This is a genomic window from [Micrococcus luteus] ATCC 49442 (assembly GCF_010367585.1).
Classification (GTDB): Bacteria; Actinomycetota; Actinomycetes; order Actinomycetales; family Micrococcaceae; genus Arthrobacter; species Arthrobacter luteus_A.
Genome location: NZ_JAAAXP010000001.1, coordinates 1,357,009 through 1,381,632 on the forward strand (window position 1 = coordinate 1,357,009; position 24,624 = coordinate 1,381,632).

Annotated in this window: 23 protein-coding genes and 1 riboswitch; of the genes, 1 reads left to right on the forward strand and 22 read right to left on the reverse strand. The window is 66.4% G+C overall.

What is annotated here, in order from left to right; translation table 11 throughout:
* Nucleotides 1-39 precede the first annotated feature (39 nt).
* From GUV69_RS06150 to hisI, 10 genes are all read right to left on the reverse strand, one after another.
* Nucleotides 40-1,497: a glutamate synthase subunit beta gene (locus GUV69_RS06150; protein ID WP_164200646.1), complete on the reverse strand. Its 1,458-nt coding sequence runs from the start codon at nt 1,495-1,497 to the stop codon at nt 40-42.
* Nucleotides 1,490-6,100, reverse strand: coding sequence for a glutamate synthase large subunit (gene gltB, locus GUV69_RS06155; RefSeq protein ID WP_164200648.1), 4,611 nt, complete (start codon nt 6,098-6,100; stop codon nt 1,490-1,492). The genes GUV69_RS06150 and gltB overlap by 8 nt, the downstream gene beginning before the upstream one ends.
* 264 nt (nt 6,101-6,364) lie before the next feature.
* Entirely contained in the window at nt 6,365-7,495 is a 1,131-nt protein-coding gene (gene lgt, locus GUV69_RS06160) for a prolipoprotein diacylglyceryl transferase (RefSeq protein ID WP_164200650.1), read from the reverse strand.
* Nucleotides 7,496-7,501: 6 nt separating this feature from the next.
* Nucleotides 7,502-8,308 (reverse strand): tryptophan synthase subunit alpha, encoded by an 807-nt coding sequence (gene trpA, locus GUV69_RS06165; RefSeq protein ID WP_164200652.1) that lies wholly within the window; start codon nt 8,306-8,308, stop codon nt 7,502-7,504.
* The gene (trpB, locus tag GUV69_RS06170; protein ID WP_164200654.1) at nt 8,308-9,735 is read right to left on the reverse strand and encodes a tryptophan synthase subunit beta; all 1,428 of its coding nucleotides are present in this window, start codon (nt 9,733-9,735) and stop codon (nt 8,308-8,310) included. The genes trpA and trpB overlap by 1 nt, the downstream gene beginning before the upstream one ends.
* Before the next feature lie 72 nt (nt 9,736-9,807).
* The gene (gene trpC / locus GUV69_RS06175; RefSeq protein ID WP_164200656.1) at nt 9,808-10,629 is read right to left on the reverse strand and encodes an indole-3-glycerol phosphate synthase TrpC; all 822 of its coding nucleotides are present in this window, start codon (nt 10,627-10,629) and stop codon (nt 9,808-9,810) included.
* A complete protein-coding gene (locus GUV69_RS06180; protein WP_164200658.1) occupies nt 10,629-10,916 on the reverse strand; it encodes an HGxxPAAW family protein in 288 nt (95 codons plus the stop codon). Before GUV69_RS06180 ends, trpC begins: the two co-directional genes overlap by 1 nt.
* A 116-nt stretch (nt 10,917-11,032) precedes the next feature.
* Nucleotides 11,033-11,635 (reverse strand): Trp biosynthesis-associated membrane protein, encoded by a 603-nt coding sequence (locus GUV69_RS06185; RefSeq protein WP_164200660.1) that lies wholly within the window; start codon nt 11,633-11,635, stop codon nt 11,033-11,035.
* Nucleotides 11,632-13,200 carry an anthranilate synthase component I gene (locus GUV69_RS06190; RefSeq protein ID WP_164200662.1) on the reverse strand — a complete coding sequence of 523 codons (1,569 nt, stop codon included), beginning with the start codon at nt 13,198-13,200 and terminating at the stop codon, nt 11,632-11,634. The genes GUV69_RS06185 and GUV69_RS06190 overlap by 4 nt, the downstream gene beginning before the upstream one ends.
* Before the next feature lie 106 nt (nt 13,201-13,306).
* Nucleotides 13,307-13,714 carry a phosphoribosyl-AMP cyclohydrolase gene (hisI, locus tag GUV69_RS06195; protein WP_164200663.1) on the reverse strand — a complete coding sequence of 136 codons (408 nt, stop codon included), beginning with the start codon at nt 13,712-13,714 and terminating at the stop codon, nt 13,307-13,309.
* A 135-nt stretch (nt 13,715-13,849) separates the two neighbouring features.
* Between hisI and GUV69_RS06200 the strand changes: the two genes are divergently transcribed.
* Complete coding sequence (locus GUV69_RS06200) at nt 13,850-14,494, forward strand: TIGR03085 family metal-binding protein (RefSeq protein WP_164206273.1); 645 nt, start codon at nt 13,850-13,852, stop codon at nt 14,492-14,494.
* Nucleotides 14,495-14,511: 17 nt separating this feature from the next.
* Here the strand turns inward: GUV69_RS06200 and hisF are convergent, their stop codons facing one another.
* The 12 genes from hisF to def form a co-directional block, all read right to left on the reverse strand.
* The gene (hisF, locus tag GUV69_RS06205) at nt 14,512-15,288 is read right to left on the reverse strand and encodes an imidazole glycerol phosphate synthase subunit HisF (protein WP_164200665.1); all 777 of its coding nucleotides are present in this window, start codon (nt 15,286-15,288) and stop codon (nt 14,512-14,514) included.
* 52 nt (nt 15,289-15,340) lie between these two features.
* On the reverse strand, nt 15,341-16,201 hold the full coding sequence (gene hisG, locus GUV69_RS06210; protein ID WP_164200667.1) for an ATP phosphoribosyltransferase: 861 nt from the start codon (nt 16,199-16,201) through the stop codon (nt 15,341-15,343).
* A 90-nt stretch (nt 16,202-16,291) separates the two neighbouring features.
* Nucleotides 16,292-16,555: a phosphoribosyl-ATP diphosphatase gene (locus tag GUV69_RS06215; protein ID WP_028270786.1), complete on the reverse strand. Its 264-nt coding sequence runs from the start codon at nt 16,553-16,555 to the stop codon at nt 16,292-16,294.
* A 96-nt stretch (nt 16,556-16,651) separates the two neighbouring features.
* A complete protein-coding gene (gene ribH, locus GUV69_RS06220; protein ID WP_164200669.1) occupies nt 16,652-17,140 on the reverse strand; it encodes a 6,7-dimethyl-8-ribityllumazine synthase in 489 nt (162 codons plus the stop codon).
* 17 nt (nt 17,141-17,157) lie between these two features.
* Complete coding sequence (gene ribA / locus GUV69_RS06225; RefSeq protein WP_164200671.1) at nt 17,158-17,889, reverse strand: GTP cyclohydrolase II; 732 nt, start codon at nt 17,887-17,889, stop codon at nt 17,158-17,160.
* Between the two features lie 10 nt (nt 17,890-17,899).
* Nucleotides 17,900-18,616 carry a 3,4-dihydroxy-2-butanone-4-phosphate synthase gene (gene ribB, locus GUV69_RS06230; RefSeq protein WP_164200673.1) on the reverse strand — a complete coding sequence of 239 codons (717 nt, stop codon included), beginning with the start codon at nt 18,614-18,616 and terminating at the stop codon, nt 17,900-17,902.
* Entirely contained in the window at nt 18,613-19,248 is a 636-nt protein-coding gene (locus GUV69_RS06235) for a riboflavin synthase (RefSeq protein ID WP_164200675.1), read from the reverse strand. Before GUV69_RS06235 ends, ribB begins: the two co-directional genes overlap by 4 nt.
* Nucleotides 19,248-20,402 carry a bifunctional diaminohydroxyphosphoribosylaminopyrimidine deaminase/5-amino-6-(5-phosphoribosylamino)uracil reductase RibD gene (ribD, locus tag GUV69_RS06240; protein WP_208786604.1) on the reverse strand — a complete coding sequence of 385 codons (1,155 nt, stop codon included), beginning with the start codon at nt 20,400-20,402 and terminating at the stop codon, nt 19,248-19,250. Before ribD ends, GUV69_RS06235 begins: the two co-directional genes overlap by 1 nt.
* Nucleotides 20,403-20,577: 175 nt before the next feature.
* A riboswitch (FMN riboswitch) is annotated at nt 20,578-20,732 on the reverse strand.
* 40 nt (nt 20,733-20,772) lie between these two features.
* Nucleotides 20,773-21,465 (reverse strand): ribulose-phosphate 3-epimerase, encoded by a 693-nt coding sequence (rpe, locus tag GUV69_RS06245; protein ID WP_164206278.1) that lies wholly within the window; start codon nt 21,463-21,465, stop codon nt 20,773-20,775.
* A gap of 18 nt (nt 21,466-21,483) precedes the next feature.
* Nucleotides 21,484-23,034: an RsmB/NOP family class I SAM-dependent RNA methyltransferase gene (locus GUV69_RS06250; RefSeq protein ID WP_164200677.1), complete on the reverse strand. Its 1,551-nt coding sequence runs from the start codon at nt 23,032-23,034 to the stop codon at nt 21,484-21,486.
* Nucleotides 23,031-23,951, reverse strand: coding sequence for a methionyl-tRNA formyltransferase (fmt, locus tag GUV69_RS06255; RefSeq protein ID WP_164200679.1), 921 nt, complete (start codon nt 23,949-23,951; stop codon nt 23,031-23,033). Before fmt ends, GUV69_RS06250 begins: the two co-directional genes overlap by 4 nt.
* On the reverse strand, nt 23,948-24,541 hold the full coding sequence (gene def, locus GUV69_RS06260) for a peptide deformylase (RefSeq protein WP_164200681.1): 594 nt from the start codon (nt 24,539-24,541) through the stop codon (nt 23,948-23,950). Before def ends, fmt begins: the two co-directional genes overlap by 4 nt.
* Nucleotides 24,542-24,624 lie beyond the last annotated feature (83 nt).

Sequence of the window (24,624 nt, forward strand, 5' to 3'; positions counted from 1 at the left end):
TCATTGTGGAAGTGAACCTGAGGCGAACTGACTGCTATGTCAGAGAACCGCGATGGCCCGGTCCGTCGGCGCTACGGGGGCGGGCAGGATGGTGCTGCCCATCAGGAACTTGTCCACCGCGGCAGCGCAGGCACGGCCCTCGGCGATAGCCCACACAATAAGGGACTGCCCGCGCCCTGCGTCGCCGGCCACGAAGATTCCCTCTGTGCTGGTCATGTAGTACCCGTCGCGGGACACGTTGCCGCGGCCGTCGAATTCTGCGCTGACCTGCTCGGTGATCCCGGCAGGCTCGGCCCCGGTGAAACCCAGGGACAGGAAAACCAGGTCCGCCGGGATGATCCGCTCGGTGCCGGCCTTGGGGAGCCGCTTGCCGTCCACGAATTCGGTTTCGGCAACCTTCACGCCGGTGAGCTTGCCGTTCTCCCCCACGAACTCCACGGTAGAGGCGAGGTACGTGCGCTCCCCGCCCTCTTCATGGGCGCTGGCCATCTCGAACAGCGTGGGGAACGTCGGCCAGGGCTGGTGCCCGGCACGCTCAGCCGGCGGCTGCTTGCCGATGGCCAGGGTGGTCACCGAAGCGGCACCATGGCGGTGCGCGGTGCCGAGGCAGTCCGCGCCAGTATCGCCGCCGCCCAGGATCACCACATGCTTGCCCTTGGCGTGGATCTGGTTCTCCACCGTCTCCCCCGCGACAACGCGGTTGGCCGGAACGAGGTAATCCATGGCGTAGTGCACACCGTCAAGGTCGCGGCCCGGGATGGGCAGGTCGCGCGGCACGGTAGCGCCGGTGGCAACCACCACGGCGTCATACCGGCGCCGCAGCTGCTCCCATGTCACGTCTGTACCCACGGCGACGCCGGTCCGGAAGCGGGTGCCTTCGGTCTTCATCTGCTCGATGCGGCGGTCCACCTGCTCCTTCTCCATCTTGAAGTCGGGGATGCCATAGCGGAGGAGCCCGCCGATCTTGTCGTCACGCTCATACACAGCCACCGTGTGGCCCACCCGGGTCAGCTGCTGCGCCACGGCCAGGCCGGCGGGGCCGGAGCCGACGACGGCAACGGTCTTTCCGGTCAGTCGCGTCGGCGGCAGCGGGTTGACCCAGCCGCTGTCCCAGGCTTCGTCGATGATGGAGACTTCAACCTGCTTGATGGTCACCGCAGGCTGGTTGATGCCCAGCACACAGGACGCCTCGCAGGGCGCGGGGCAAAGCCGGCCGGTCCACTCGGGGAAGTTGTTGGTGGCGTGCAGCCGCTCAATCGCTTCCTCGCCCTTGTCCCGCCACGTGAGGTCGTTCCACTCGGGGATCAGGTTGCCCAGCGGGCAGCCCTGGTGGCAGAACGGAACGCCGCAGTCCATGCAGCGGCCCGCCTGGGCCTTCAGGACACCCTTCTCCTGGGCCTCGTAAACTTCCTTCCAGTCCATGATGCGGACCGGAACAGGGCGGCGTGGCTGGGTTTCACGCTGGCGTACTTTAAGAAATCCGCGTGGGTCAGCCACCGGTTACCTCCAGGATTCGAGCCCATACTTCTTCGCCATCGGGGTCCAGGCCCTCTTCGATCGCGTCAAGACGGGTTTGCAGGACTGCCGCGTAATCGCGCGGCAGCACTTTGGTGATGCGGGCACAGGTGTCGTCGAAGTTCTCCAGCAGCCGGGCAGCGTGCAGCGACTCCGTTTCCTCGACGTGCTTCACCAGCAGGCCGTGGACAATGTCCCGGTCCTCGGCGTCGAGTTCCACAAGCTGGAGTTCGCCGGACTGCAGGGCGTCCTTATTGACCCGCGTGGTCCGCAGGTCCAGCACGTAGGCGGTACCGCCGGACATGCCGGCACCGAAGTTGCGGCCCGTCCGGCCAAGGATCAGCGTCTGGCCGCCGGTCATGTACTCGCAGCCATGGTCACCGATGCCTTCAACAACGGCAGTGGCACCCGAGTTCCGAACCAGGAAGCGTTCGCCTACCTGGCCGCGCAGGAACATCTCGCCGCTGGTTGCGCCGTAGCCGATCACGTTGCCGGCAATGACGTTGGTCTCAGCCTTGAACACGTTGGTACGGTCCGGGCGGACAATAATGCGTCCGCCGGAAAGGCCCTTGCCCACGTAGTCGTTCGAATCACCGAACAGCCGCAGCGTGATGCCGGCGGGCAGGAACGCGCCCAGCGACTGTCCCGCGGTGCCGGTCAGGGTGATGTCGATCGTGTCCGGCGCCAGCACGTCCGTGCTGAACGTCTTGGTCACCGTGTGGCCCAGCATGGTGCCCACGGAACGGTCCGTGTTGATGACATCCACGGCAATCTTCACCGGGCTGCGGTCGGTCAGTGCCTCGGTAGCCATGGTGATTAGGCGCTGGTCAAAGTGCTTGTCCAGCTCATGGTTCTGCGAGGTCATGTTGCGCAGCGGAGCGTCGTCGTCGAACTCGAGTCCGTGCAGGATCGGGTCCAGGTCAAGGCCTTCGGCCTTCCAGTGGTTGATCGCCTCGCGGGCATCCAGCACCTCGGCATGGCCGATGGCTTCTTCGATGCTCCGGAAACCCAGTTCCGCGAGGATCTCGCGGACTTCCTCGGCGAGGAATTCGAAGAAGTTGACCACGAATTCGGGCTTGCCGGAGAAGCGTGCCCGCAGTTCGGGGTTCTGGGTGGCAACGCCCACCGGGCAGGTGTCCAGGTGGCAGACGCGCATCATGATGCAGCCTTCCACCACCAGGGGCGCGGTGGCGAAGCCGAACTCCTCACCGCCGAGCAGTGCGGCGATGACAACGTCGCGGCCGGTCTTGAGCTGGCCGTCCACCTGCACCACCACGCGGTCGCGCAGGCCGTTGAGCATCAGCGTCTGCTGGGTCTCCGCGAGCCCCAGCTCCCACGGCACACCCGCATGCTTGAGCGAGTTCAGCGGGGACGCGCCGGTGCCGCCGTCGTGTCCGGAGACAAGTACGACGTCGGCCTTCGCCTTGGTGACACCCGATGCCACAGTGCCGATCCCCACTTCGGAGACGAGCTTGACGTGGACACGGGCCGAGGGATTGGCGCGCTTCGCATCGTAGATGAGCTGCGCGAGGTCCTCGATGGAGTAGATGTCGTGGTGCGGAGGAGGCGAAATGAGTCCGACGCCGGGTGTTGAGTGGCGCGTCCGGGCAACCCAGGGGTAGACCTTCTGCGCCATCAGCTGGCCGCCCTCGCCGGGCTTGGCACCCTGCGCCATCTTGATCTGGATGTCGTCCGCGTTGGTGAGGTAAAGGCTGGTGACACCAAACCGGCCGGAGGCGATCTGCTTGACGGCAGAGCGGCGCTTCGGGTCCAGCAGGCGGTCCACGTCCTCGCCGCCTTCACCGGTGTTGGACTTGCCGCCCAGCTGGTTCATGGCGATCGCGAGGGTCTCGTGGGCTTCCTTCGAGATGGACCCGTAGCTCATGGCACCGGTGGAGAAGCGCTTGACGATGCTGGAGACGGGCTCCACTTCTTCCAGGGGCACGGCAGGGCGTTCGTTCTTGAACTTGAGCAGCCCGCGCAGGGTCATCAGGTTCTCGGACTGGTCATCCACGCCCTTGGTGTAGGACTTGAAGATGTCGTAGCGGCGTTCACGCGTGGCGTGCTGCAGCCGGAAGACAGTCTCCGGGTTGAAGAGGTGCGGTTCGCCGTCGCGGCGCCACTGGTACTCGCCGCCGCCGAGGAGCGGGCGGTGCGGCTGCTCGATGCCGCCTTCCGGGTAGGCCATCTGGTGCCGCGCCGAAACTTCTGCGGCGATGACATCCAGGCCTACGCCGCCCAGCTGGGAGTGCGTGCCGGCGAAGAATTCATCCACCAGCTCCTGGCCGAGGCCAAGCGCTTCGAACGTCTGCGCACCCGTGTAGGAAGCCACCGTGGAGATGCCCATCTTGGACATGATCTTCAGGACGCCCTTGCCGAGGCCCTTGATCAGGTTGTAGACGCCGTCCTGCGGGGTCACGCCAACAACGTCTCCGCTGCTGATGAGCTGCTCCACGGACTCCATGGCGAGGTACGGGTTCACGGCGGATGCGCCGTACCCGATCAGCACGGCCACATGGTGTGTCTCGCGGACGTCGCCGGCCTCAACCACCAAGGCGGTCTTGGTGCGGTTGGCGCTGCGCAGCAGGTGGTGGTGCACGGCGCTGACCAGCAGCAGCGACGGGATCGGTGCCCACTGGGCGTTCGAGTCGCGGTCGGACAGCACCACGTACTGCACGCCGCGGTTGATGGCACCGGAAACCTGCTCGCAGATTTCGGTCAGGCGGGCACGCAGGGCGTTTTCGCCGCCTTCGGGGCGGTACAGGCCCCGGACCTTCATGGCGATCCTGTCGCCGTCGGGCGTTTCAATGTTGGCGATCTTGGCGAGCTGGTCGTTGTTGATCACGGGGAACGGCAGCGAAACCTGCGGCTGCCGGACCTGCTTGGTGTCCAGCAGGTTGCCGTTGGGACCGATGGCACAGGTCAGCGACGTGACCAGCTCTTCACGGATGGCGTCCAGCGGCGGGTTGGTGACCTGGGCGAAGGACTGCACGAAGTAGTCGAACAGCAGGCGCGGACGCTTGGACAGGACCGCTACGGGCGTGTCCGAACCCATGGCTCCCAGCGGCTCGGCACCGGTGCGCGCCATGGGGCCGAGCAGGATCTTCAGCTCTTCGGTGGTGTAGCCGAAGGTCCGCTGGCGGATGTTCACGGAGGCCGCTGTGTGGACCACGTGCTCGCGCTCGGGGAGGTCCTTGAGGTCGATCAGGTTGTCCTTGAGCCACTCGGCCCAGGGGTTCGCCGCGGCCACTTCGGCCTTGACCTCTTCGTCGTCAATGATGCGGCCGGCGTCGGTGTCCACCAGGAACATCTTGCCCGGGGAGACGCGGCCCTTTTTGACCACCTTGGAGGGCTCGACGTCGATTACGCCCACCTCGGAGGCGAAGACGATCAGGCCGTCCTCGGTGATCCAGTAGCGTCCGGGGCGGAGGCCGTTGCGGTCCAGGGTGGCGCCCACCAGGTTCCCGTCGGTGAACGACACGGCGGCCGGTCCGTCCCACGGTTCCATCAGCAGCGAGTGGTACTCGTAGAAGGCACGGCGTGCCGGATCCATGGTGGCGTGGTTTTCCCAGGCCTCGGGGATCATCATCATGATCGAGTGCGTGATCGGCCGGCCGGAGAGCCAGAGCAGCTCGGCTACCTCATCGAAGGACGCCGAGTCGGATGCGCCGGGCGTGCAGATGGGGTACAGCTCTTCGGGGGAATCCCCCAGCAGCGGGTTGGCGAGCTGGGACTGGCGGGCGCGCATCCAGTTCCGGTTGCCCTTGACGGTGTTGATTTCACCGTTGTGGGCGATGGTGCGGAACGGCTGGGCCAGCGGCCAGGAGGGGAACGTGTTGGTGGAGAAGCGCGAGTGGACAATGGCCAGCTTGGTCTTGAAGCGCTTGTCGGAGAGGTCCGGGTAGAACGGCTCCAGCTGGGCGGTGGTGAGCATGCCCTTGTAGACAATGGTGCGCGAGGACAGAGACGGGAAGTAGACACCGAACTTGTTCTGGGCACGCTTACGGATCCGCCATGCCCGCGAGTCGAGCTCGTTGCGGTCCAGCTTCTCGCCGGTGGCTGAGGCGAGGAAGGGCTGGGAGAAGTACGGCATGCAGGCGCGGGCCATGGCGCCCACGAGGTCCGCCACGATGGGCACTTCGCGCCAGCCCAGGACCTTGAGGCCCTCATCGGCAGCCAGGCCTTCGATGCCGGTCTTTGCGGCGTCGGCCTCGCGCTGCTCTGCGGGCAGGAAGGCGGTGCCGGCCACAAACTGGCCGGGCGCGGGAAGCTCGAATTCCGTGACGGCGCGGAAAAATTCATCCGGGATCTGCATGAGGAGGCCGGCACCGTCACCGGTGCCTTCGTCTGCGCCCACGGCACCGCGGTGCTCGAGGTTGCGCAGGGCGGTCAGCGCGGCGTCGACGATGTCGTAGCCGGGCTCACCGCGGAGCGTGGCGATGATCGCAAGGCCACACGCGTCTTTCTCGTTTTCTGGGTTGTATAGACCCCGGGCCTCCGGCAGCGCAGCGAAACGCTTAAACGGAGAGACGGGGCCGTCAGATCCTATTTTTTCGGACCAGCGTGGGCTATGAAGATGGGTCATTGAAGACGTCCTTCCTCGAGATCGTACGTATGGAAGGGACACCGTTGGCCCCACTCTCCGCGCCTGTGTGATGGGCACAACAAAGTGTTTATTTACTGGAAATTGTAGGCCAGACAGGCCTGCTGAACGAAGAGTTACGCAGGCCACTGACCCGGGCTTGACCGGGCAGCAGCTCTCTGCTGTCCGGGCGTGCCCTGTTGCCACGACGCTGTGGTGCGGGCGCTCCGAGAGGTGACTCTGTGCTGCCCATGCCGTGCTGGCGTCCTACTTGCTTGTGCCAGCCTCCGGCGCTGATTCCGTTGCCTTGTGGCGGGAATTTCCGGTCCCCGACGCTTCAGCCGCGGGCTTGTTGCCGCTGCCGGACGCCGGTTCCTCTTCCGTTGGGGTGGAAGGATTTCCGGAACCATTTTGGATAACAGGCAGATTATCACGCGCACCACTATCTGAGACACGGGAATCCGCATCGCGGACAGTCTTGCCCGGCGCTGCCGCGGGACCGTGTCCTTCCAGATATGGCGTGTCCGGTTCCGGCCGTCCCTTCATCCCCAACAGGATGAACACCACCAAGGCAATGACAAACACAAAGATGCTGGTCCAGACGTTAAGCCTGGTGGTGATGCCAAAGAGGCTGATCTGCTCCGCCTCGTCGATTCGCATCGCTTCGATCCAGACCCGGCCCAGCGTGTAATACATCGCATAGAGCCAGAACAGGCGTGCCCGCCGGAAGTTGAACCGCCGGTCCAGGGCCAGCAGGATCAGCACGCCGGCGATGTTCCAGAGCGACTCGTACAGGAAGGTCGGGTGGAAGAGCGTGTCCGCCGGCGTGCCGGCGGGAAAGTTCGGGTTGTCCGCGTCGATCTGCAGGCCCCAGGGCAGCGTAGTGGGACCGCCGAAGAGTTCCTGGTTGAAGTAGTTGCCCCACCGGCCCACGGCCTGGGCCAGCAGGAGGCCGGGCGCCGCGGCGTCCAGAAAGGCTGTGAGCTTGACCCCTGCACGCCGGCAGCCGATCCAGGCGCCCACAACACCCAGGACAACGGCGCCCCAGATCCCCAGGCCGCCGCGCTGGATCTGCGGGATCAGCCAGAGGTCGCCGGTACCGTCGAAGCCGGGCCCGAAATACTGGTCCGGTGACGAGACAACGTGGTACAGCCGGCCGCCGATGATGCCGAACGGGATGGCCCAGATGACGATGTCCCACACGCTGCCTTCGGGTGCGCCGCGCTTGGCCCACCGGACGGACGTAAGCCACAGGCCCACGATGATGCCGGCCAGGATGCACAGGGCATAGGCGTGGATCCGCAGGGTCCCCCACGGCAGCGGGATATCGAAGCCGGACCAGTCCGGGCTGGGGATGCTGGCCGGCACCAGGGCGGCAGCGTGGAGGAGCGTCTGCATCAGGGGTTAGGCCACTTCCCGGGTGAGTCCAGCGCTGAGGTCCCGGGTGAGGTCTGCGACGGCGGGAACACCGCCGTCGCGGATTGCAGCAACCAGTGCCGTTCCCACGATGACGCCGTCGGCGTAGGCCGCGATCTCCCGGACATGCCCGGCGTTGGAAACTCCGAGCCCGACGCAGACGCGCTCGGCACCGGCAGCGTGGGTGTCGGCAACAAGTTGTTCAGCGCTGCTGCTGACATCCTGCCGCGTGCCTGTGACGCCCATGATGGAGACGGCGTACACAAAGCCCCGGCTTGCCTTCACGGTCATGGCCAGGCGCTCGGGGGTGGAGGAAGGTGCCACGAGGAACACCCGGTCCAGGCCGTACTTGTCCGACGCCGCGAACCATTCCGTCGCCTCGTCCGGGATGAGGTCCGGGGTAATGAGCCCTGCTCCCCCGGCCTCGGCCAGCCTGCGGGAAAACTCGTCCACGCCCATGCGCAGTACGGGGTTCCAGTACGTCATGACCAGGACTGCGACGTCTGTGGCGGCGGTGATGCCGGCTACGACGTCGAAGACGCTCTCCACGCGGAACCCGTTGGCGATGGCCTCGGTGGTGGCCGCCTGGATGACCGGACCATCCATGACAGGGTCCGAGTAGGGGATGCCGATTTCGATCAGGTCGGCACCGTTCTTCGCCATGGCAATGCCGGCGTCGATGGTGGCCTGGACGTCGGGGTACCCGGCCGGCAGGTAGCAGACCAGGGCCGAGCGCCCGGCGTCGCGGGCGCGGTCGATGGCGGCGGCGGACTTGCTGGCCGTCTGTTCAGTCATCAGTGGTCCTCAGTGTTTTCTGCGGCAGTCTTCTCTGAAACGGCTTGATCTGCGACGGCGGCGGGGGCACCGGTCGCGGGAACGGCTTCCGTTTCCGCCCGGTCGGCAGGGCCCTTGGGCTTGCGGGTGGAAAGGTTGGTCCCCTTGACCTTGCCCTCCTCGTCGAGCATGTCGAACCATTCCGCGGCAGTCTCCACGTCCTTGTCGCCACGGCCGGAGAGGTTCACGATGATGACCGTATCGGACGGGTTGGCGCTGCCTTCGGTGAGCCGCTTGCCCACCTTGATGGCGCCTGCGAGGGCGTGAGAGGACTCGATGGCGGGGATGATGCCCTCGGTCCGGCACAGGAGCTTGAACGCGTCCATCGCTTCGCTGTCGGTGATGGGCTCGTACGTGACCCGGCCGATATCGGCCAGGTAGGCGTGCTCGGGGCCAACGCCCGGGTAGTCCAGTCCGGCGGAGATCGAGTGGGACTCGATGGTCTGCCCGTCGTTGTCCTGCATGAGGTATGAGCGCGCACCGTGGAGGACGCCGGGCTTGCCGAGCGTGATGGTGGCCGCGTGGCGTCCGGTCTCGACGCCGTCGCCGCCGGCCTCGAAGCCGTAGATCCTGACGCCGGGGTCATCCAGGAACCCGTGGAAGATGCCGATCGCGTTGGAGCCGCCGCCGATGCAGGCGACGACGGCGTCAGGCAGCTTGCCGGTCTGCTCCAGGATCTGGGCACGGGCTTCCTCGCCGATGACCTCGTGGAAGAAACGGACCATGGCCGGGAACGGGTGCGCGCCGGCGGCGGTGCCCAGCAGGTAGTGGGTGGTGTCGACGTTGCTGACCCAGTCCCGGAGGGCGTCGTTGATGGCGTCCTTGAGGGTCTGGGAGCCGTTGGTCACGGGGACCACCGTGGCGCCGAGCAGCTGCATGCGGGCAACATTCAGTGCCTGGCGGCGGCAGTCTTCAGCGCCCATGTAGACAACGCATTCCAGGCCGAGGAGGGCTGCGGCGGTGGCGCTGGCCACGCCGTGCTGCCCCGCGCCGGTCTCAGCGATGACACGGGTTTTACCCATGCGCTTGGCCAGCAAGGCCTGCCCCAGCACGTTGTTGATCTTGTGCGATCCGGTGTGGTTCAGGTCCTCGCGCTTGAGGAAGATCCGTGCGCCGCCCGCGTATTCAGAGAACCGCTTGGCCTCGGTGAGCAGCGAAGGCCGGCCGGAGTAGTTCTTGTTCAGCTCCGCGATCTGGGCCAGGAAGTCAGGATCGGCCTTGGCCTTTTCGAAGGTGTCCTCGAGCTCGTCCAGGGCGGCGATCAGCGACTCGGGCATCCATCGTCCGCCGTAGCCGCCGAAGTAGGGCCCCGGGGCGTGCTTCAGCGAGCCGCCCTGCAGGAATGCCTCCGTGGCGTTGATGTCAGCGTTCTCTGAAGCTTCAGCCATCAGTCCCGTCCTGTTCCAGTTGATCGTTCAGAAGTGTTGTGCCGCCGGCACCGGCGCCGGCGGTTGCCGGGACTAGGCCCGTGCGGAGATTGCGGCTGCGCCGGCGGCGGTGAACTCGGCGATCCGCTCCCGGGGAGTGGAATCGCTCACCAGCGCCTCGCCCACCAGGATGGCGTTCGCGCCGTTCGCGGCGTAGTACCTTACGTCGTCCACGCCGCGCACGCCGGATTCGGCGATGACCAGCGCTTCGGCTGGAATCAGGCCGGCGAGGGACGCGAAAACGGAACGGTCGACGTCGAGCGTTTTGAGGTTGCGGACGTTGACGCCGATGATCCGCGCCTCCGCCGCCACGGCACGTTCGATTTCCTCTTCCGTGTGCGTCTCAACCAGCACATTCATGCCCAGTTCGCGGCTGAGCGCGCTGAAGTCCCGAAGCTCGCTGTCCGAGAGTGACGCCACAATAAGCAGGATCAGGTCCGCACCGTGGGCGCGGGCCTCCCAGATCTGGTATTCGTCGACCGTGAAGTCCTTGCGCAGCAGCGGAGTGTCCACGCGGGCACGGACGGCATCCAGGTCCGCGAGGGACCCATTAAAGCGCCGCTGTTCGGTGAGGACGCTGATGACGGCGGCACCGCCGTCGGCGTACTGCGCCGCGAGCGAAGCCGGGTCCACAATGGTGGCCAGGTCCCCCTTGGAGGGACTGCGCCGCTTGATCTCGGCGATGACCTTCAGCTCATCGCGCGGATCAGCCGGACCGCCGAGGGCCGCCCAGGCATCCCGCGCGGGCGCCGCAGCGGTGGCCAGATCCTTCAGTTCCGCGAGCGAAACGAGGCGCTTCCTGGACTCCATATCCTCCCTGACACCGGCGTTGATGTCATCGAGAACAGTAGCCATCAGTGGCCGGTGCTCTTCAGCTTGCTGCCTTCGACGCCGTAGCCTGCCTTGCGCATGATGTAGCCCAGGATCAGGCCGAGGACCATAACGGCTCCACCGGCGATGAAGATGGGGGTGTTGGCGATGACGAAGGCGATGGAGCAGACCAGGGCACCAACCAGCATCACGATCACACAGGTCCAAGCTGCGGGGCTGTTGCCATGGCCCAGTTCCTGGCTGTGGTCAACACCGTGGTGGACGGCAGCTTCAGTAGCGGACTTGGACGCGGATGCGGGTGCTTTGCTCATGTGAATCTCCTCAGGATCAATACTGCTTACATTCTGCCATTTTTTGGCGGTGACCTGCCCATCGGCGGGCCCGGCGGCGGTTTGAGGGCGTCATCCCGGCCGGCCGCCGGCGGCGCTTAGGTGGGGTCGTCGCCGCGCGAGAGCCTGTCCCAGCTGTCGATCTCGTCCACCGGCCCTGCCGGCGCCATGCTGCTGCCGGCGGACGCGCCGTAGGCGGCCGTGTCATATTTGGTCCGCGACTTCCAGTACCGGCCCGCCGGAACAATCACCAGGGCGCCCAGCGCCAAAAGGACACCGGCGACGACGGCGAGAACCGGGAAGACAGTCGCCTCGGCTCCGGCGCTGCTTCCGGTCACTCCGGTGGCGGCAGCAATGGACCCTTGCGCGGCGGCCAGCGGGTCAGCCAGCACCGTAGCGGCGGCCGCGACGATGCCGGTGGCTGCAAGGACGACGATGACGGTGATGACCCAGCGCGCGACCTTTCCGGCGATGGAGGCGGCCAGCCCCCCGGCCAGTGCCACGAGCGCCAGGGCGGTCACCGCGGTGGCCGCCTTGCTGCCCTGCACCGGCAGGGTGTTCTGGCCCCCCGCTGTCTGGCCAACCTGGTCCGGGTCCAGGGTGATGTTGATCCAGGTCTGGGTGGTGGTGCCAAAGACGGCCAGCGCCAGAACTGCTATCAGCAGCACCAGCGTGGACTTGCGGGCCCATGCCGGAGTCATTCGCGGGCCTCCCTGGGATCAGGCAATGATTCGGCCGTGATGTTGCGCAACGATCCGGCCGTGTGGACTGCCCGGAGCGGAGCGGCTGCCTTGTTCACGGTTTCGAGTGCCTCGGTGGGGTTCACCGAATCCGCCACGATGCCGCCGCCGGCCTGGACGTAGGCGCGTCCTTCACGCAGCAGCGCCGAGCGGATGGCGATGGCCATGTCCATATCGCCGGCGAAGTCCAGGTAGCCCACCACGCCGCCGTAGATTCCGCGCCGGTGCGGTTCAAGCTGGTCCAGCAGGCGGAGGGCTCGGGGCTTCGGGGCGCCGGACAGGGTGCCGGCGGGGAACGTCGCTTTCAGGACGTCATACGCCTTGGCCTGGGGAGACAGCTTCCCCACCACGGTGGAGACAAGGTGCATGATGTGGCTGAAGCGCTCCACCTCCATAAACTGTGTGACGTCCACGGTTCCTGCCACGCACACCTTGGAGAGGTCGTTGCGGGAGAGATCCACCAGCATCAGGTGCTCAGCGCGTTCCTTCTGGTCCGCCAGGAGTTCCTCGGCGAGGGCTTTGTCCCCCTCGACCGTTTTGCCGCGGGGCCGCGAACCGGCAATCGGGTGGGTGATGACCTCTTCGCCGGTCACCGTCACGAGGGCTTCCGGTGAGGAGCCGACGATCGAGTACTCCCGGCCATCGGCGTCTTCGAGGCTGAAGATGTACATGTAGGGGCTGGGGTTGGTGTTGCGCAGGACCCGGTAGACATCCAGCGGGGACGCGCCGCATTCCATCTCGAAGCGGCGGGAAATCACCACCTGGAACACTTCACCGTCCACAATGGCTTCCTTGCCCCGGTCCAGTGCCTCCAGGTAGGCGGGTTCGGCCCACCGCTCCTCCACACTGGAAGCGAAGTCCAGGGCTGCGGGCTCCAGGACCGAGACCGGCTGCGCCACCGGTGTGCTGACCTTGGTGAGCAGGGCCTTGACCCTGGCCACGGCATCATGCCACGCCTCGTCAACGCGCTCAGAGCTGTTGTCGAAGTTGATGGCGTTGGCAATAAGCAGCACGCTGCCGTCGTGATTGTCGTGCACGGCCATGTCCGTGACGAGGTTCAGCGCCAGTTCCGGCAGGTGCAGGTCATCTTCGGGCGGGCTGGTGAGACGTTCCCAGTGACGGACCGTTTCCCAGCCCAGGAAGCCCACCAGGCCGGACGTGAACGGCGGCAGGCCTTCGAACCTGCTGGTCCGCAGCGCTTCGACCGTGTCGCGGATGGCGTCCACGGGGTTGCCGTCCAGAGGCACTCCGGCCGGCGGCTGGCCAAGCCAGTACGCCTGGCCGTCCTTGGTGGTCAGCGTGGCACGGGATTTGGCGCCGATGAACGAGTAGCGCGACCAGGTTCCGCCCACCGCCGCGGACTCCATCAGGAACGTGCCGGGCTGGCCCTGAGCCAGCTTCCGGTACAGGCCGATGGGAGTCTCCGCATCGGCGAGCACCTTCAGCGTAACGGGGATGACCCGGCTGTTGCCGGCCAGTTCGCGGAACTCCTCGAGGCCCGGGCTGATGATTCCAAGGTCCTGCATGGCTATGCTTCGCCGCCTGTTCTTGTGTGCCGCCGCGGTGGAACCGCGTCAGTCTTCTGCTGCCAAAGTATGGAGGCCTGAGGGGGTTCCGCCCCAGGCGGGTGGATCAGAGGGCCGCGCCGGCCCGGACGTCCAGGTCCCTGCCGTCGAAGCAGGTCCTGGTGCCCGTGTGGCACGCGGCGCCGACCTGGTCGACGCGGATCAGGAGGGCATCGCCGTCGCAGTCCATGGCCACGGATTTGACCCACTGGACGTGGCCGGAGGTGTCCCCCTTGCGCCAGTATTCCTGGCGGGAGCGGGAGTAGAACGTCACCCGGCCGCTGGTCATGGTCCGGTGCAGGGCCTCGTCATCCATCCACCCCAGCATCAGCACCTCGTTGGTGTCGAACTGCTGGACCACAGCGGCAACAAGCCCGGCACTGTCCCGCTTGAGTGCGGCGGCCAGATCCGGCGACAGCGGGCTGGCGGCGGGGACCGGGACAGATACGGGGGCGGGGGCGGGCTGCTCAGACATCAGGTCAAGTCTAGTGCCTTATCCGGGGCGGTCGAATATGCACGAACAGGCATGGAACCCAGTGTTACCAACGGCACCCGTGCGGGGGCGGTTCTGCTGCCCAACTTCCCCGCTCTCGTGCTAGTTTCACAAGTGATGCATTACGTTGACCCGTCCCGAGAAGTCCTGGCCGAAACCCTCCTGGCGGCCGGCCCTGACGCCCCCACCCTCTGCCGTGGCTGGCGCACCAGGGACCTTGCTGCGCACCTTTACCTGCGCGAACGCAAAGCTGCCGTGGGCCTGGGCCTGATCATCAAGAGCCTTTCAAAGGCCTCGGACAAGGCCACTGCCAAGCTCGCCGCGAAGCTGAAGACCACGGACGACTACACGGGCCTGGTCAATACGTTCCGCAGCGGGCCGCCGGCCTTGTCGCCCATGAAGATCAAGGCACTGGACGAGAGCTCCAACCTGATCGAATACTTCGTCCACACCGAGGACATCCGCCGGGCCCTTGACCGGTGGGCTCCGCGGCAGCTGGATGAGGCGTACTCGGACGCGTTGTGGGACGAGCTCATCAAACGGGCCGCCATCCTGTACCGCGGCGTCGACCTGGGCATTGTGCTGGTACGCCCGTCCGGGCCCCGGCACGTGGCCAAACGCGCACCCGTGTCGGTGGCCATCGTCGGCGAACCGGGCGAACTGCTGATGCACGCCCACGGCCGGACCCGCCACGCCCTTGTCACCTTCGAAGGCCAGCCCGACGCCGTCGCCCTCCTCCAGTCAGCCGAAGTGGGCCTCTAACAACCCACGCGTGGGGATCAGCGGACTTCGAAGCCTGCTTCGCGGATGGCCTGCTTGACCTGGGACATCATGTTGTCCGGGCCCCAGTGGAAGATCGAGGCGGCCAGGACGGCGTCGGCCCCTGCAGCCACGGCGGGCGGGAAGTGGGCAGGTTCCCCTGCTCCTCCTGAAGCGATGATCGGCACCTTCACGGCAGCCCGCACAAGCCGGATGAGCTCCAAATCGAAGCCGTCCTTGGTGCCGTCGGCGTCGATGGAGTTCAGCAGGATTTCACCGATGCCGCGGTCGGCCGCTTCCTTGGCCCACTCGATGGCGTCGATGCCCGTACCGGTGCGTCCGCCATGGGTGGTTACTTCAAAGCCCGACGGCGTGGGCTCGGATCCCGGCCGGGTGCGGCGGGCGTCGACGGACAGGACAAGCACCTGCGAACCGAAGTGCCTGCTGATTTCGTTGATGACATCGGGACGGGCCACCGCGGCGGTGTTGATGGAGGCCTTGTCGGCGCCGTAGCGCAGGAGCTTGTCCACCTCGGCGACGCCCCGCACTCCCCCGCCAACGGTCAGCGGGATGAAGACTTCCTCGGCGGTCCGGCGGACCACGTCGAAGGTGGTCTCGCGGTTGCCGGAGGACGCGGTGACGTCGAGGAACGTCAGTTCGTCGGCGCCGGCGTTGTCGTACCGGTGGGCGAGTTCCACGGGATCTCCGGCGTCGCGGAGGCCCTCGAAGTTGATGCCCTTCACAACGCGTCCGGCGTCGACGTCGAGGCACGGGATGACTCGTACAGCTACAGCCATGGGTACTCCTGGAATTCTCGGGTGGATTCTGCGGCGCTACGAGGCCAAAGGCTCAGATGCGGCAGGCGTGGATGCTGCTGACCAGGATGGCGCGGGCGCCGAGGTCATACAGCTCGTCCATGATGCGGTTGGTTTCCTTCTTCGGAACCATGGACCGGACGGCCACCCATTCGGAGTCACGCAGCGGGGAGACAGTGGGCGATTCCAGGCCCGGGGTGAGTGCTGCGGCCTGCTCCACGAGTTCCTTGCGGATGTCGTAGTCCATCAGGACGTACTGCCTCGCAACCAGGACACCCTGGAGGCGGCGGATCAGTACTTCAATTTCCTTGGCAGTGCCGTTGGCGGCGCCGCCTTCGCCGGTGCGCCGGATCAGGACGGCCTCGGATTTGAGGATCGGATCGCCGAAGATCTCCATGCCGGCGGCCTTGAGCGTGTTACCCGTTTCGACGACGTCGGCAATGGCGTCCGCCACGCCCAGGCGGACAGATGATTCGACGGCGCCGTCAAGCCGGACCACTGTGGCCTTGACGCCTCGCTCGGCGAGGTAGCCCCGCAGCAGTCCGTCGTAGCTGGTGGCGAGGCGCTTGCCTTCAAGTTCTTCCACCTTGCTGAAGTCCCCGACCGGTCCGGCGAAGCGGAACGTGGAGGCAGCAAAGCCCAGGGGCAGCAGTTCTTCGGCTTCCACCTCGGCGTCCAGCAGCAGGTCACGGCCGGTGATGCCGACGTCGAGCGTTCCCCGGCCGACGTAGACGGCGATGTCGCGCGGGCGGAGGAAGAAGAACTCAATGCCGTTGTCAGGGTCCATCATGACCAGTTCGCGGGTGTCGCGGCGCTGGCGGTAGCCGGCTTCGGACAGCATGGCGGAGGCGGCTTCGGACAGGGAGCCCTTGTTGGGGACGGCTACTCGCAGCATGGGGGTCTTTCTTGTTGGGAGGTCTAGTGATCAGGCAAACGGGCCACACAGGGAACTGGCGGGCAAGGAAGGCCGCACAGTGCGCAGTGGCTACAGATGCTTGTAGACGTCTTCCAGGGTCAGGCCTTTGGCGAGCATCAGAACCTGCAGGTGGTACAGCAGCTGGGAAATTTCCTCGGCCGCGGCTTCATCGGATTCGTACTCAGCGGCCATCCAGACTTCGGCTGCTTCCTCCACGACTTTCTTGCCGATGCCGTGGACTCCGGACTCCAATTCAGCGACGGTGCGGGAGCCTGCCGGGCGGGTGGCTGCCTTCTCACTCAGTTCAGCGAACAGCGTCTCGAAATTCTTCACGCCCTACAGCCTACTTGCTGCGCGCCTCACGGCGCCTGTCGGGCCGCTGCATGACGGGCGCCATGTGAGTGAAGACACACAGCGCCCGCCATTTTGCTAGCGGCTGTACTGCTTGAGGAGGACTGCCGTGGCCAGGGCCGCCGTCACTGCTTCGTGGCCCTTGTCCTCATTGGAGCCGGGCAGCCCGGCCCGGTCCAGGCCCTGCTGCTCCGTATCGCAGGTGAGCACGCCGAAGCCCACCGGCACCCCGGTGTTGACGCTCACGTCGGTCAGTCCCGACGTCGCTGCCTGGCAGACGTACTCAAAGTGCGGCGTGCCGCCGCGGATGACGACGCCGAGAGCAACCACTGCGTCAAAGTGCGGTGCCAGCCGCGCGGCGGCGACCGGAAGCTCGAAGGCTCCCGGAACGCGCAGGACCGTGGGTTCGCTGATGCCTGCGTCCTTGGCGGCGCGCAGTGCACCGTCCAGGAGTCCGTCCATGATCTGGGTGTGCCAGCTGGCAGCCACAATGGCCAGCCGCAGCTGCGACGTTTCCGCCGGGTTGAGGGTGGTGAGGTCGATATCTGGTGCGCCGTGTCCGCTCATGCGTGTATCTGGTCCGTTCAGTCTTGTTCGTGGGAGAAGGTGTCAGCAGCTGCGCCGGGCACTGCCACAACGTGGGTGTCCAGCGTCAGCCGGTGCTCCATGCGGTCCTTTTTGGTCTGCAGGTAGCGGATGTTCTGGTCGCGGGAGGGCACCTCGGTGGGAACCATCTCCACGACCTTCACGCCGGCTTTGGCGAGCCGGTTCTGTTTGTCAGGGTTGTTGCTCAGGAGCCGGACCTCGTGGAGGCCCATCTCTGCGAGGATTTGGGCGGCAGCCTTGTAGCAGCGGGCGTCCACCGGGAGTCCCAGCTGCTCGTTGGCTTCCACGGTGTCAAAGCCGGCTTCCTGGAGTGCGTAGGCCTTGATCTTGTTGGCCAGGCCGATCCCCCGGCCTTCCTGTCCGCGCAGGTACAGCAGGGTGCCGCCGAACTCGTTGATGAGCTCCAGCGCGTACGCCAGCTGTTCGCCGCAGTCGCAGCGGTAGGAACCGAAGACGTCACCGGTCAGGCACTCCGAGTGGAGCCTGACCAAGGGGGCCAATCCATCCTTGGGCGGATTGGGCGAGCTCACGGCCAGGTGTTCGGCGCCCGTGGCAAGGTCGGTCCAGGCCTGCGTAATGAAGTCGCCAAAGGCGGTGGGCAGCTGCACGATAGGACCGGCGCTTACCGGGTGGTGGGCATGGCCGTTGCTGGCTGCCTTGCGGTGGTGGCCGTCCTGGTGGCTGTCGTCCGAAAATCCGGAAACCGTCATCGTTACTCCTCTACTCCGCCCGGGCGTCCGGCCCGGTGTTACTGTCGGCGGGAACCGCGGCCCCTGCTTCAAGGTAAGCCACAAGGTCCTCGATCGAGATCAAGGGGCACCCGTGTTCGGCGGCGAATACCCGCAGCCCGTCGAGCCGCATCATTTCGCCGTCGTCGTACACAACCTCGGCAATGACGCCCACCGGCTCCAGTCCGGCAAGCCGGCAGAGGTCCACGGCCGCTTCGGTGTGGCCGGGGCGTTCACGCACTCCACCGTTAACGGCCCGGAGCGGGAAAATATGCCCCGGCCGGGTCACGTCGGCCGGTCCGGCGCCGGGGTCTGCCAGCACGCGTGCGGTCAGGGCGCGGTCGGTGGCGGAAATGCCGGTGCTGACGCCTACCGCCGCGTCACAGGAAACGGTGTACGCCGTGCCTTTCGAATCCTGGTTGACTGCCACCATGGGAGGCAGTGCCAGGGCATCGGCTCGGTCTCCGGCGAGCGGGACGCAGATGACCCCGGAGCTGTACCGGATGGTCCAGCCCATCAGTGCGGGAGTGGCGTGCTGGGCCGCGAAGATAATGTCACCTTCGTTTTCGCGGTCCTCGTTATCCACCACCAGCACGGGCAGTCCAGCGGCCATGGCGCGGATAGCGTCTTCCACGGTGTCGAGTCCTGTTGTGGCGTCCCGGCGCGTCGTTGCGTCCGAGGCTGGCTCCAGCCGGATCGTGGTGTTCATCGCGTGCCTCCATTTGCTGCGCCGGTGCTGAATGCCAGCAGGCGTTCGGTGTACTTGGCCAGCACGTCCACCTCGAGGTTGACCTTGCTGCCTGTTTGTTTTGCGCCCAGGCCGGTCTCAGCCAGCGTTGTGGGAATCAGGCCCACTTCGAACCACGGCTCGGACTCCGCCGCGGTGCTGACCGCCGTGACGGTGAGGGAGACGCCGTCGATCGCTATGGAACCCTTTTCGGCGATGTAGCGGGCGAGGTTGGCCGGCACACCGAACCGCAGGCGCTCCCAGTTGCCCAGCGCCTCGCGTTCCAGCAACTGGCCAACGCCGTCGACATGGCCCTGGACAACGTGGCCGTCGAGCCGGCCGCCTGCCGGTACACACCGCTCAAGGTTCACCGAATCACCGGCCGCAAGCTCGCCAATGGTGCTTCGGACCAGTGTCTCTCCCATCACGTCAACGCTGAATTCCTTGCCGTCGATCTCTGTGGCAGTCAGGCAGACTCCGTTGACGGCAATGGACCCGCCGAGGGCAAGCCCTTCGGTGGTTCCTGGAGCACTCAGCCGGAGGGTCGCGCTGGCATCGCCGTCACGCTCCACGGACAGGACGTGGCCCTGTTCGGCAATAATTCCGGTAAACATCAGTAGCCTCCCATGGCTGGTTCCGCGGCAGTGCGGGATGGTTGTGGTTCCAAAGCTTCGATTGGTTCTGGCCGGAGGTGCAGCCTAAGGTCGCGTCCCAGCGTCCGCACCGCGCCGCCGTCGGACGTGTCCCATTCCCAGTGCTGTGCCTCTGCGAGGGTGGTGATTCCCAGGCCGTTCAGCGCGGGCGTTCCTGAACCCAACAACGTAGGCGCCAGGTAGACAATGAGTTCATCCACGAGCCCGGCGGCAAGGAATGAGCTGAGGATGCGCGAGCCGCCTTCCACCATGACATGGCGGATTCCTTCCGCGTACAGCAGAGACAATGCCTCATGCGGGTTCCTGGTGGGCAGGTGAAGCACGTGCCCGTCGTCGCCGCGGATGGCTGCGTCCGCCGGGATCTCCCGGCGGCCCATCACGGCACGCAGCGGCTGCTTCCCTGTGGTGGCCCCCGAAGCGTCACGCGCAGTGAGCCGCGGATTGTCCACCAGTACTGTCTGCGTGCCCACCAGGATGGCGTCGATCCGCTGCCGTAGCCCGTGATTGTCCGCCAGGGACTCCGGAGACGAAATCCATTGGCTGGTCCCGTCCTCCGCGGCGATCCGGCTGTCCAGGGTCTGGGCGATGTGCAGCGTGACGAAGGGCCGGCCGGCAGCTACGGCGAGGAACCACTGACGGTTCAGTTCCAGGGCTTCGACGGCGGCGAGGCCGCTGCGGACGCGGACTCCGGCTTTCCGCAGGGTGGCTGCGCCGCCCGCTGCAGGGTCGTGCGGATCGTCGACGGCGTAGACCACATCTGCGATCCCGGCCTCGATGATCGCCTGGGTGCAGGGTCCGGTGCGGCCGAGATGGTCGCAGGGCTCCAAAGTAATCACCATGGTGCAGCCGGTCAGGTCCAGCCCGGCCGCAGCGGCCTCCAAGATCGCGTCGGCTTCGGCATGGGGGGTCCCGGCGCCGCGGTGGTAACCGGTCACAAGGTGCTGCCCGGCGGCGTCAATGACGACGGCGCCGACGAGCGGATTCGCTCCGCGCGGTCCCTTCAGGGCTGCTTCGAGGGCAGCGTTCATTGCGGCCGTTTCGGCGTTGCTGAACGCCGTCACGTTATCGACCGGAGTCACGTTGTCGACGCGGGTCACGTTGTCGACGCGGGTCATGGGGCAGCCACCGGGCGGGTGGCGTCGGCGTCCGGTACGTAGGACAGCCTGGCTTCAAAGAGCCATCGCAAGGGGTTCATGTGTTGTGTCGTTCCTTCCCTCTAGAACCGCGACGGCTCCGGGGGTATACGACAGCAGAAGGCCGCGGCGTCATCAGGACGCCGCAGATACAGCTGTACGTGCTTCTCTCATCCAGACTTTAACTGTCGGTACCGGAATTTCACCGATTCAACCGTCCGCCGGTTCCCTCCCCCGAAGGGGAAAGCGCCGGCTCGCGGGTCGCGGACTATCACCGCCGGTTCGGACTTACACCGACCCCGGAGCACGTATTGTGTGTTGCTATTGTGCCATAACTACAAGGGCGTCCGGACTATTCCCCCGACCCGGTACGTAACGTGGAACGCAACGTCAGGGTGCCGGCTTCACGGAGCCGGGTGATGGCTGCTCCCGGGTCTTCGGCACCATACACGGCCGAGCCAGCGACGAAGACGTTCGCCCCGGCTTCTGCCGCCCGCAGGATCGTCTCCTCGGTGATGCCGCCGTCGACCTGGAGGGCGACCTCAAACCCGGACCCGTCGATGGCGGCCCGCGCGCGGCGGATCTTGGGCAGGGTCAGATCCAGGAATGCCTGGCCGCCGAAGCCCGGCTCCACCGTCATGATCAGGAGCATGTCCAGTTCTTCGAGCATGTCCAGGTACGGTTCCACGGCGGTGGCAGGCCGCAACGCCAGGCCGGCCTTGGACCCCCTGGCCCGCAGTTCCCGGGCCAGCTTTACGGGCGCCACGGAGGCTTCAGCGTGGAAGGTCACCGACGCCAGCCCGGCGTCGGCAAATCCTGGCGCCCAGCGGTCGGCATCAGAAATCATCAGGTGGGCGTCCAGCGGCACGGGGCTGACGGACTGGATCCGCTGGACCACCGGCAGGCCGAGCGTGAGGTTGGGAACAAAGTGGTTGTCCATAACGTCCACATGGACGGCGTCGGCGTTGCTGATCCGCTGCAGTTCGGCTTCGAGGTTGACGAAGTCGGCAGAGAGAATGCTCGGATTAATGCAGCACTGCGGCATGGGTGAACCTTTCACGGGTCAGGCCTTCTTGCGGATGAGGGCCAGGAACATGGCATCGGTGCTGTGGATGTGCGGCCACAGCTGGGCAGTGGAATTGTGGCCGGCCCCCAGGTTTCCGGTGAGGCTCACGCCGTCCAGGACCGCGCCGGCCTCCAGCAGTTCGAGGTCCTCGCGTTTCCGGAGGGCATCGGTGACGACGGCCGTGGTTTCGGCCGGGTGGGGCGAGCAGGTCACGTAGGCCACCACGCCGCCGGGTCGGACTGCATCCAGGGCCGATGTGAGGAGTGCGCGCTGCAGCGGACCAAGATCTGCCAGGTCCTTAGGGGTACGGCGCCAGCGGGACTCCGGCCGCCGGCGGAGTGCGCCCAGGCCGCTGCAGGGGACGTCCACGAGGACGCGGTCGAAGCTCGCAGCCATCTCCGTGCCCACTTCCCGGCCGTCGCCGGTGCGCACCTCCCAGGTCTCGCGCGGAACTGCGGCCAGGGCCTGGCGGACCAGCTTGGCCCGGTGCGGGGCAGGCTCGTTGGCCAGCAGCGTGGCGCCCTGTTGCCGGGCGAGGGCGCCGAGCAACGCGGCCTTTCCGCCGGGTCCGGCACAGAGGTCCAGCCAGCGTTCGCCGGTGCCGTTGCCGGTGCCCAGCTCTACTGCCGCCATGGCCCGCGCCACCAACTGCGAGCCGACGTCCTGCACGCGGGTACTGCCTTCACGGACGGAGGCGAGCCGGCCAAGGTCTCCGCCGCTGGAGAGCGCTGACCCTTCGACGAGTTCACCCGGCGTCGCCCCGTTGTCGAGGGCCTCATCCAGGCTGCCAAGGCCCGGCAAGGCAACAAGGTTGACAACCGGAGCGGCGTTGTCGGCTTCCAGGAGGTCGTTGATCTCCGTGACGGAACGCCCGTGTGCCACCAGCGACTGGCGCATGGCCCGGACGATCCATTCGGGGTGGGCATACCGGATGGAGGCGATTTTGGTTTCATCGCTCTCCCCCGCGACCAGGAGCTCCAGCCACTCCTCCAGGGTGTGTGCCGTGACCTTCCGCAGCACCGCATTGATCAGGGCCGACGGGCCGGCGCCGATGACGGCGCGTGCCAGGCCAACGGTCTGGTCCAGGGCCGCGTGCGCCGGAACGCGCATGGCCAGAAGCTGGTGGGCACCGATGCGCAGGGCATCGAGGATAGCGGGATCGAGCTGGTCCAGCGGCCGGTCCACGCAGCGGGCCAGGACGGCGTCGTAGGTGCCCTGGTTGCGCAGGGCACCGTAGCTCAGTTCGGTAGCGAAGCCGGCGTCGCGCTTGTCCAGGTTGTGGTGGCGGATCCGGGACGGGAGCACCAGGTTCGCATAGGCGTCCTCGGCGGCCACCGCACGAAGCACCTCAAAAGCCACAAGGCGTGCGGGGTCCGCCCGGCGCGTGCGCTGTGCGGGGGCGTTCTCGGTGAAACTCTTCTGCGGACTCCTGTTCCGCTCACGGCCCTGGGCGTTGCGCGTGCTTGTATCGCGCGGGCCACCCTTGCCCCGGCCGCTTCCGCTGCCGCCCCTGCCACGGCCGCCTGCATTACCGCCGGACTCGCTCATTCGAACACCACGCTTTCAAGTGAAGCCATACCGCGGGCCCAATCGGCCGCGGCCATCATTTTTTTGCCCGACGGCTGGATCCTCGTCAGCTCCACGGCGTGGGATCCGGTCCCCACCAGGACGCTTTTCCCTTCGAGGGCAACTGCACCGGGCTCCAGGCCGGAGCTGCCGGGCCGGAGCCGGACCGGTTCCAGTTTCACCCGCTGGCCGTCCAGCGTGGTCCAGGCGCCGGGCTCGGGCGTAACGCCCCGGGCCCGCCTCCCGACGGCAAGCGCAGGCTGCTTCCAGTCAAGCCGGCCGTCGTCGATGGTCAGTTTGGGGGCCAGCGATACGTCGCCGGCCTGCGGCCGGGGCGCCGCTTTCCCGGCTTCCACCGCGGACAGTGTCTGGGAGAGCAGGACGGCGCCGCTGTGGGACAGCCGTTCCAGCAGCGCTCCGGCGGTGTCGTCCGGGCCGACGCCCTCTGTCAGCGTCCCGAAGACGGGGCCGGTATCGAGCCCTTCTTCCAGCAGGAAGGTGACTGCGCCGGTGACGTCATCACCGGCGATGACGGACCGCTGAACCGGGGCCGCTCCGCGCCAGGCTGGAAGGAGGGAGAAATGCAGGTTGATCCAGCCATGCGGCGGAACATCAAGGGCGGCCCGGGGAATCAGTCCCCCGTAGGCCACAATGGCCGCCACGTCCGGCCGGGCAGCGGCGATTTGCGCCGTGACGGCCTCATCCACGCGCGTGGCATGGATGATGTCGATGCCCAGTTCAGCGGCGCGGGCTGCAACGGGCGACGGCGTCAGCACGCGTTTGCGTCCAACCGGCGCGTCCGGGCGGGTCAGGACCGCAACGATGTCAAAGCCGGCATTGACCAGGGCGTCCAGGGACGGGACCGCGACGGCCGGAGTGCCGGCAAAAAGTACCCTCATGCGGTGGGGCCACCGCCGAAACCGGACCCGTCAAAGCTTCTGCCGCCGAAACTGGACCCGACCGTTTTGGCGCGCTTCGTCGTCGTGCGTTCCGTGATGGCCTCGTAGTTCGCATTGCGGATGGCGCGCAGCGCGGTCTTCCGGTCCTCGCCTTCCAGGCGGTCCGTATAAAGGACGCCGTCCAGGTGGTCAGTCTCATGCTGGAAGCAGCGGGCAAGCATGCCCTCGCCTTCGACTGTCACGGGATTCCCGTGCATGTCAACGCCGGTGACCTTTGTGGCGCGGAACCGGCGGACAGGGAAGCCCAGCCCCGGGATGGAGAGACAGCCCTCCACATGGTCGGACTGGTAGTCATCACTGTTTTCCAGGACCGGGTTGATGATGTGGCCGTCAACGCCACCCACACGGTAGGTGAAAACGCGCTTGCTGACGCCGATCTGGGGCGCGGCGAGGCCGGCGCCTTCCACGTCCTCCATGGTTTCTGTCATGTCGGCGACGAGCTTGGCCAGCTCCGGCCCGAATTCCGTCACAGGATCGGCCACTGTGCGGAGCACAGGATCTCCAATGATGCGGATATTCAGAATGGCCATGTGCTGTCTTTCCTCACGGTGGGGGTTGGCGAACCAATCCAGTTTAGGCGCAGGACCATCACTGCAGGGACTGCAGCAGGCTA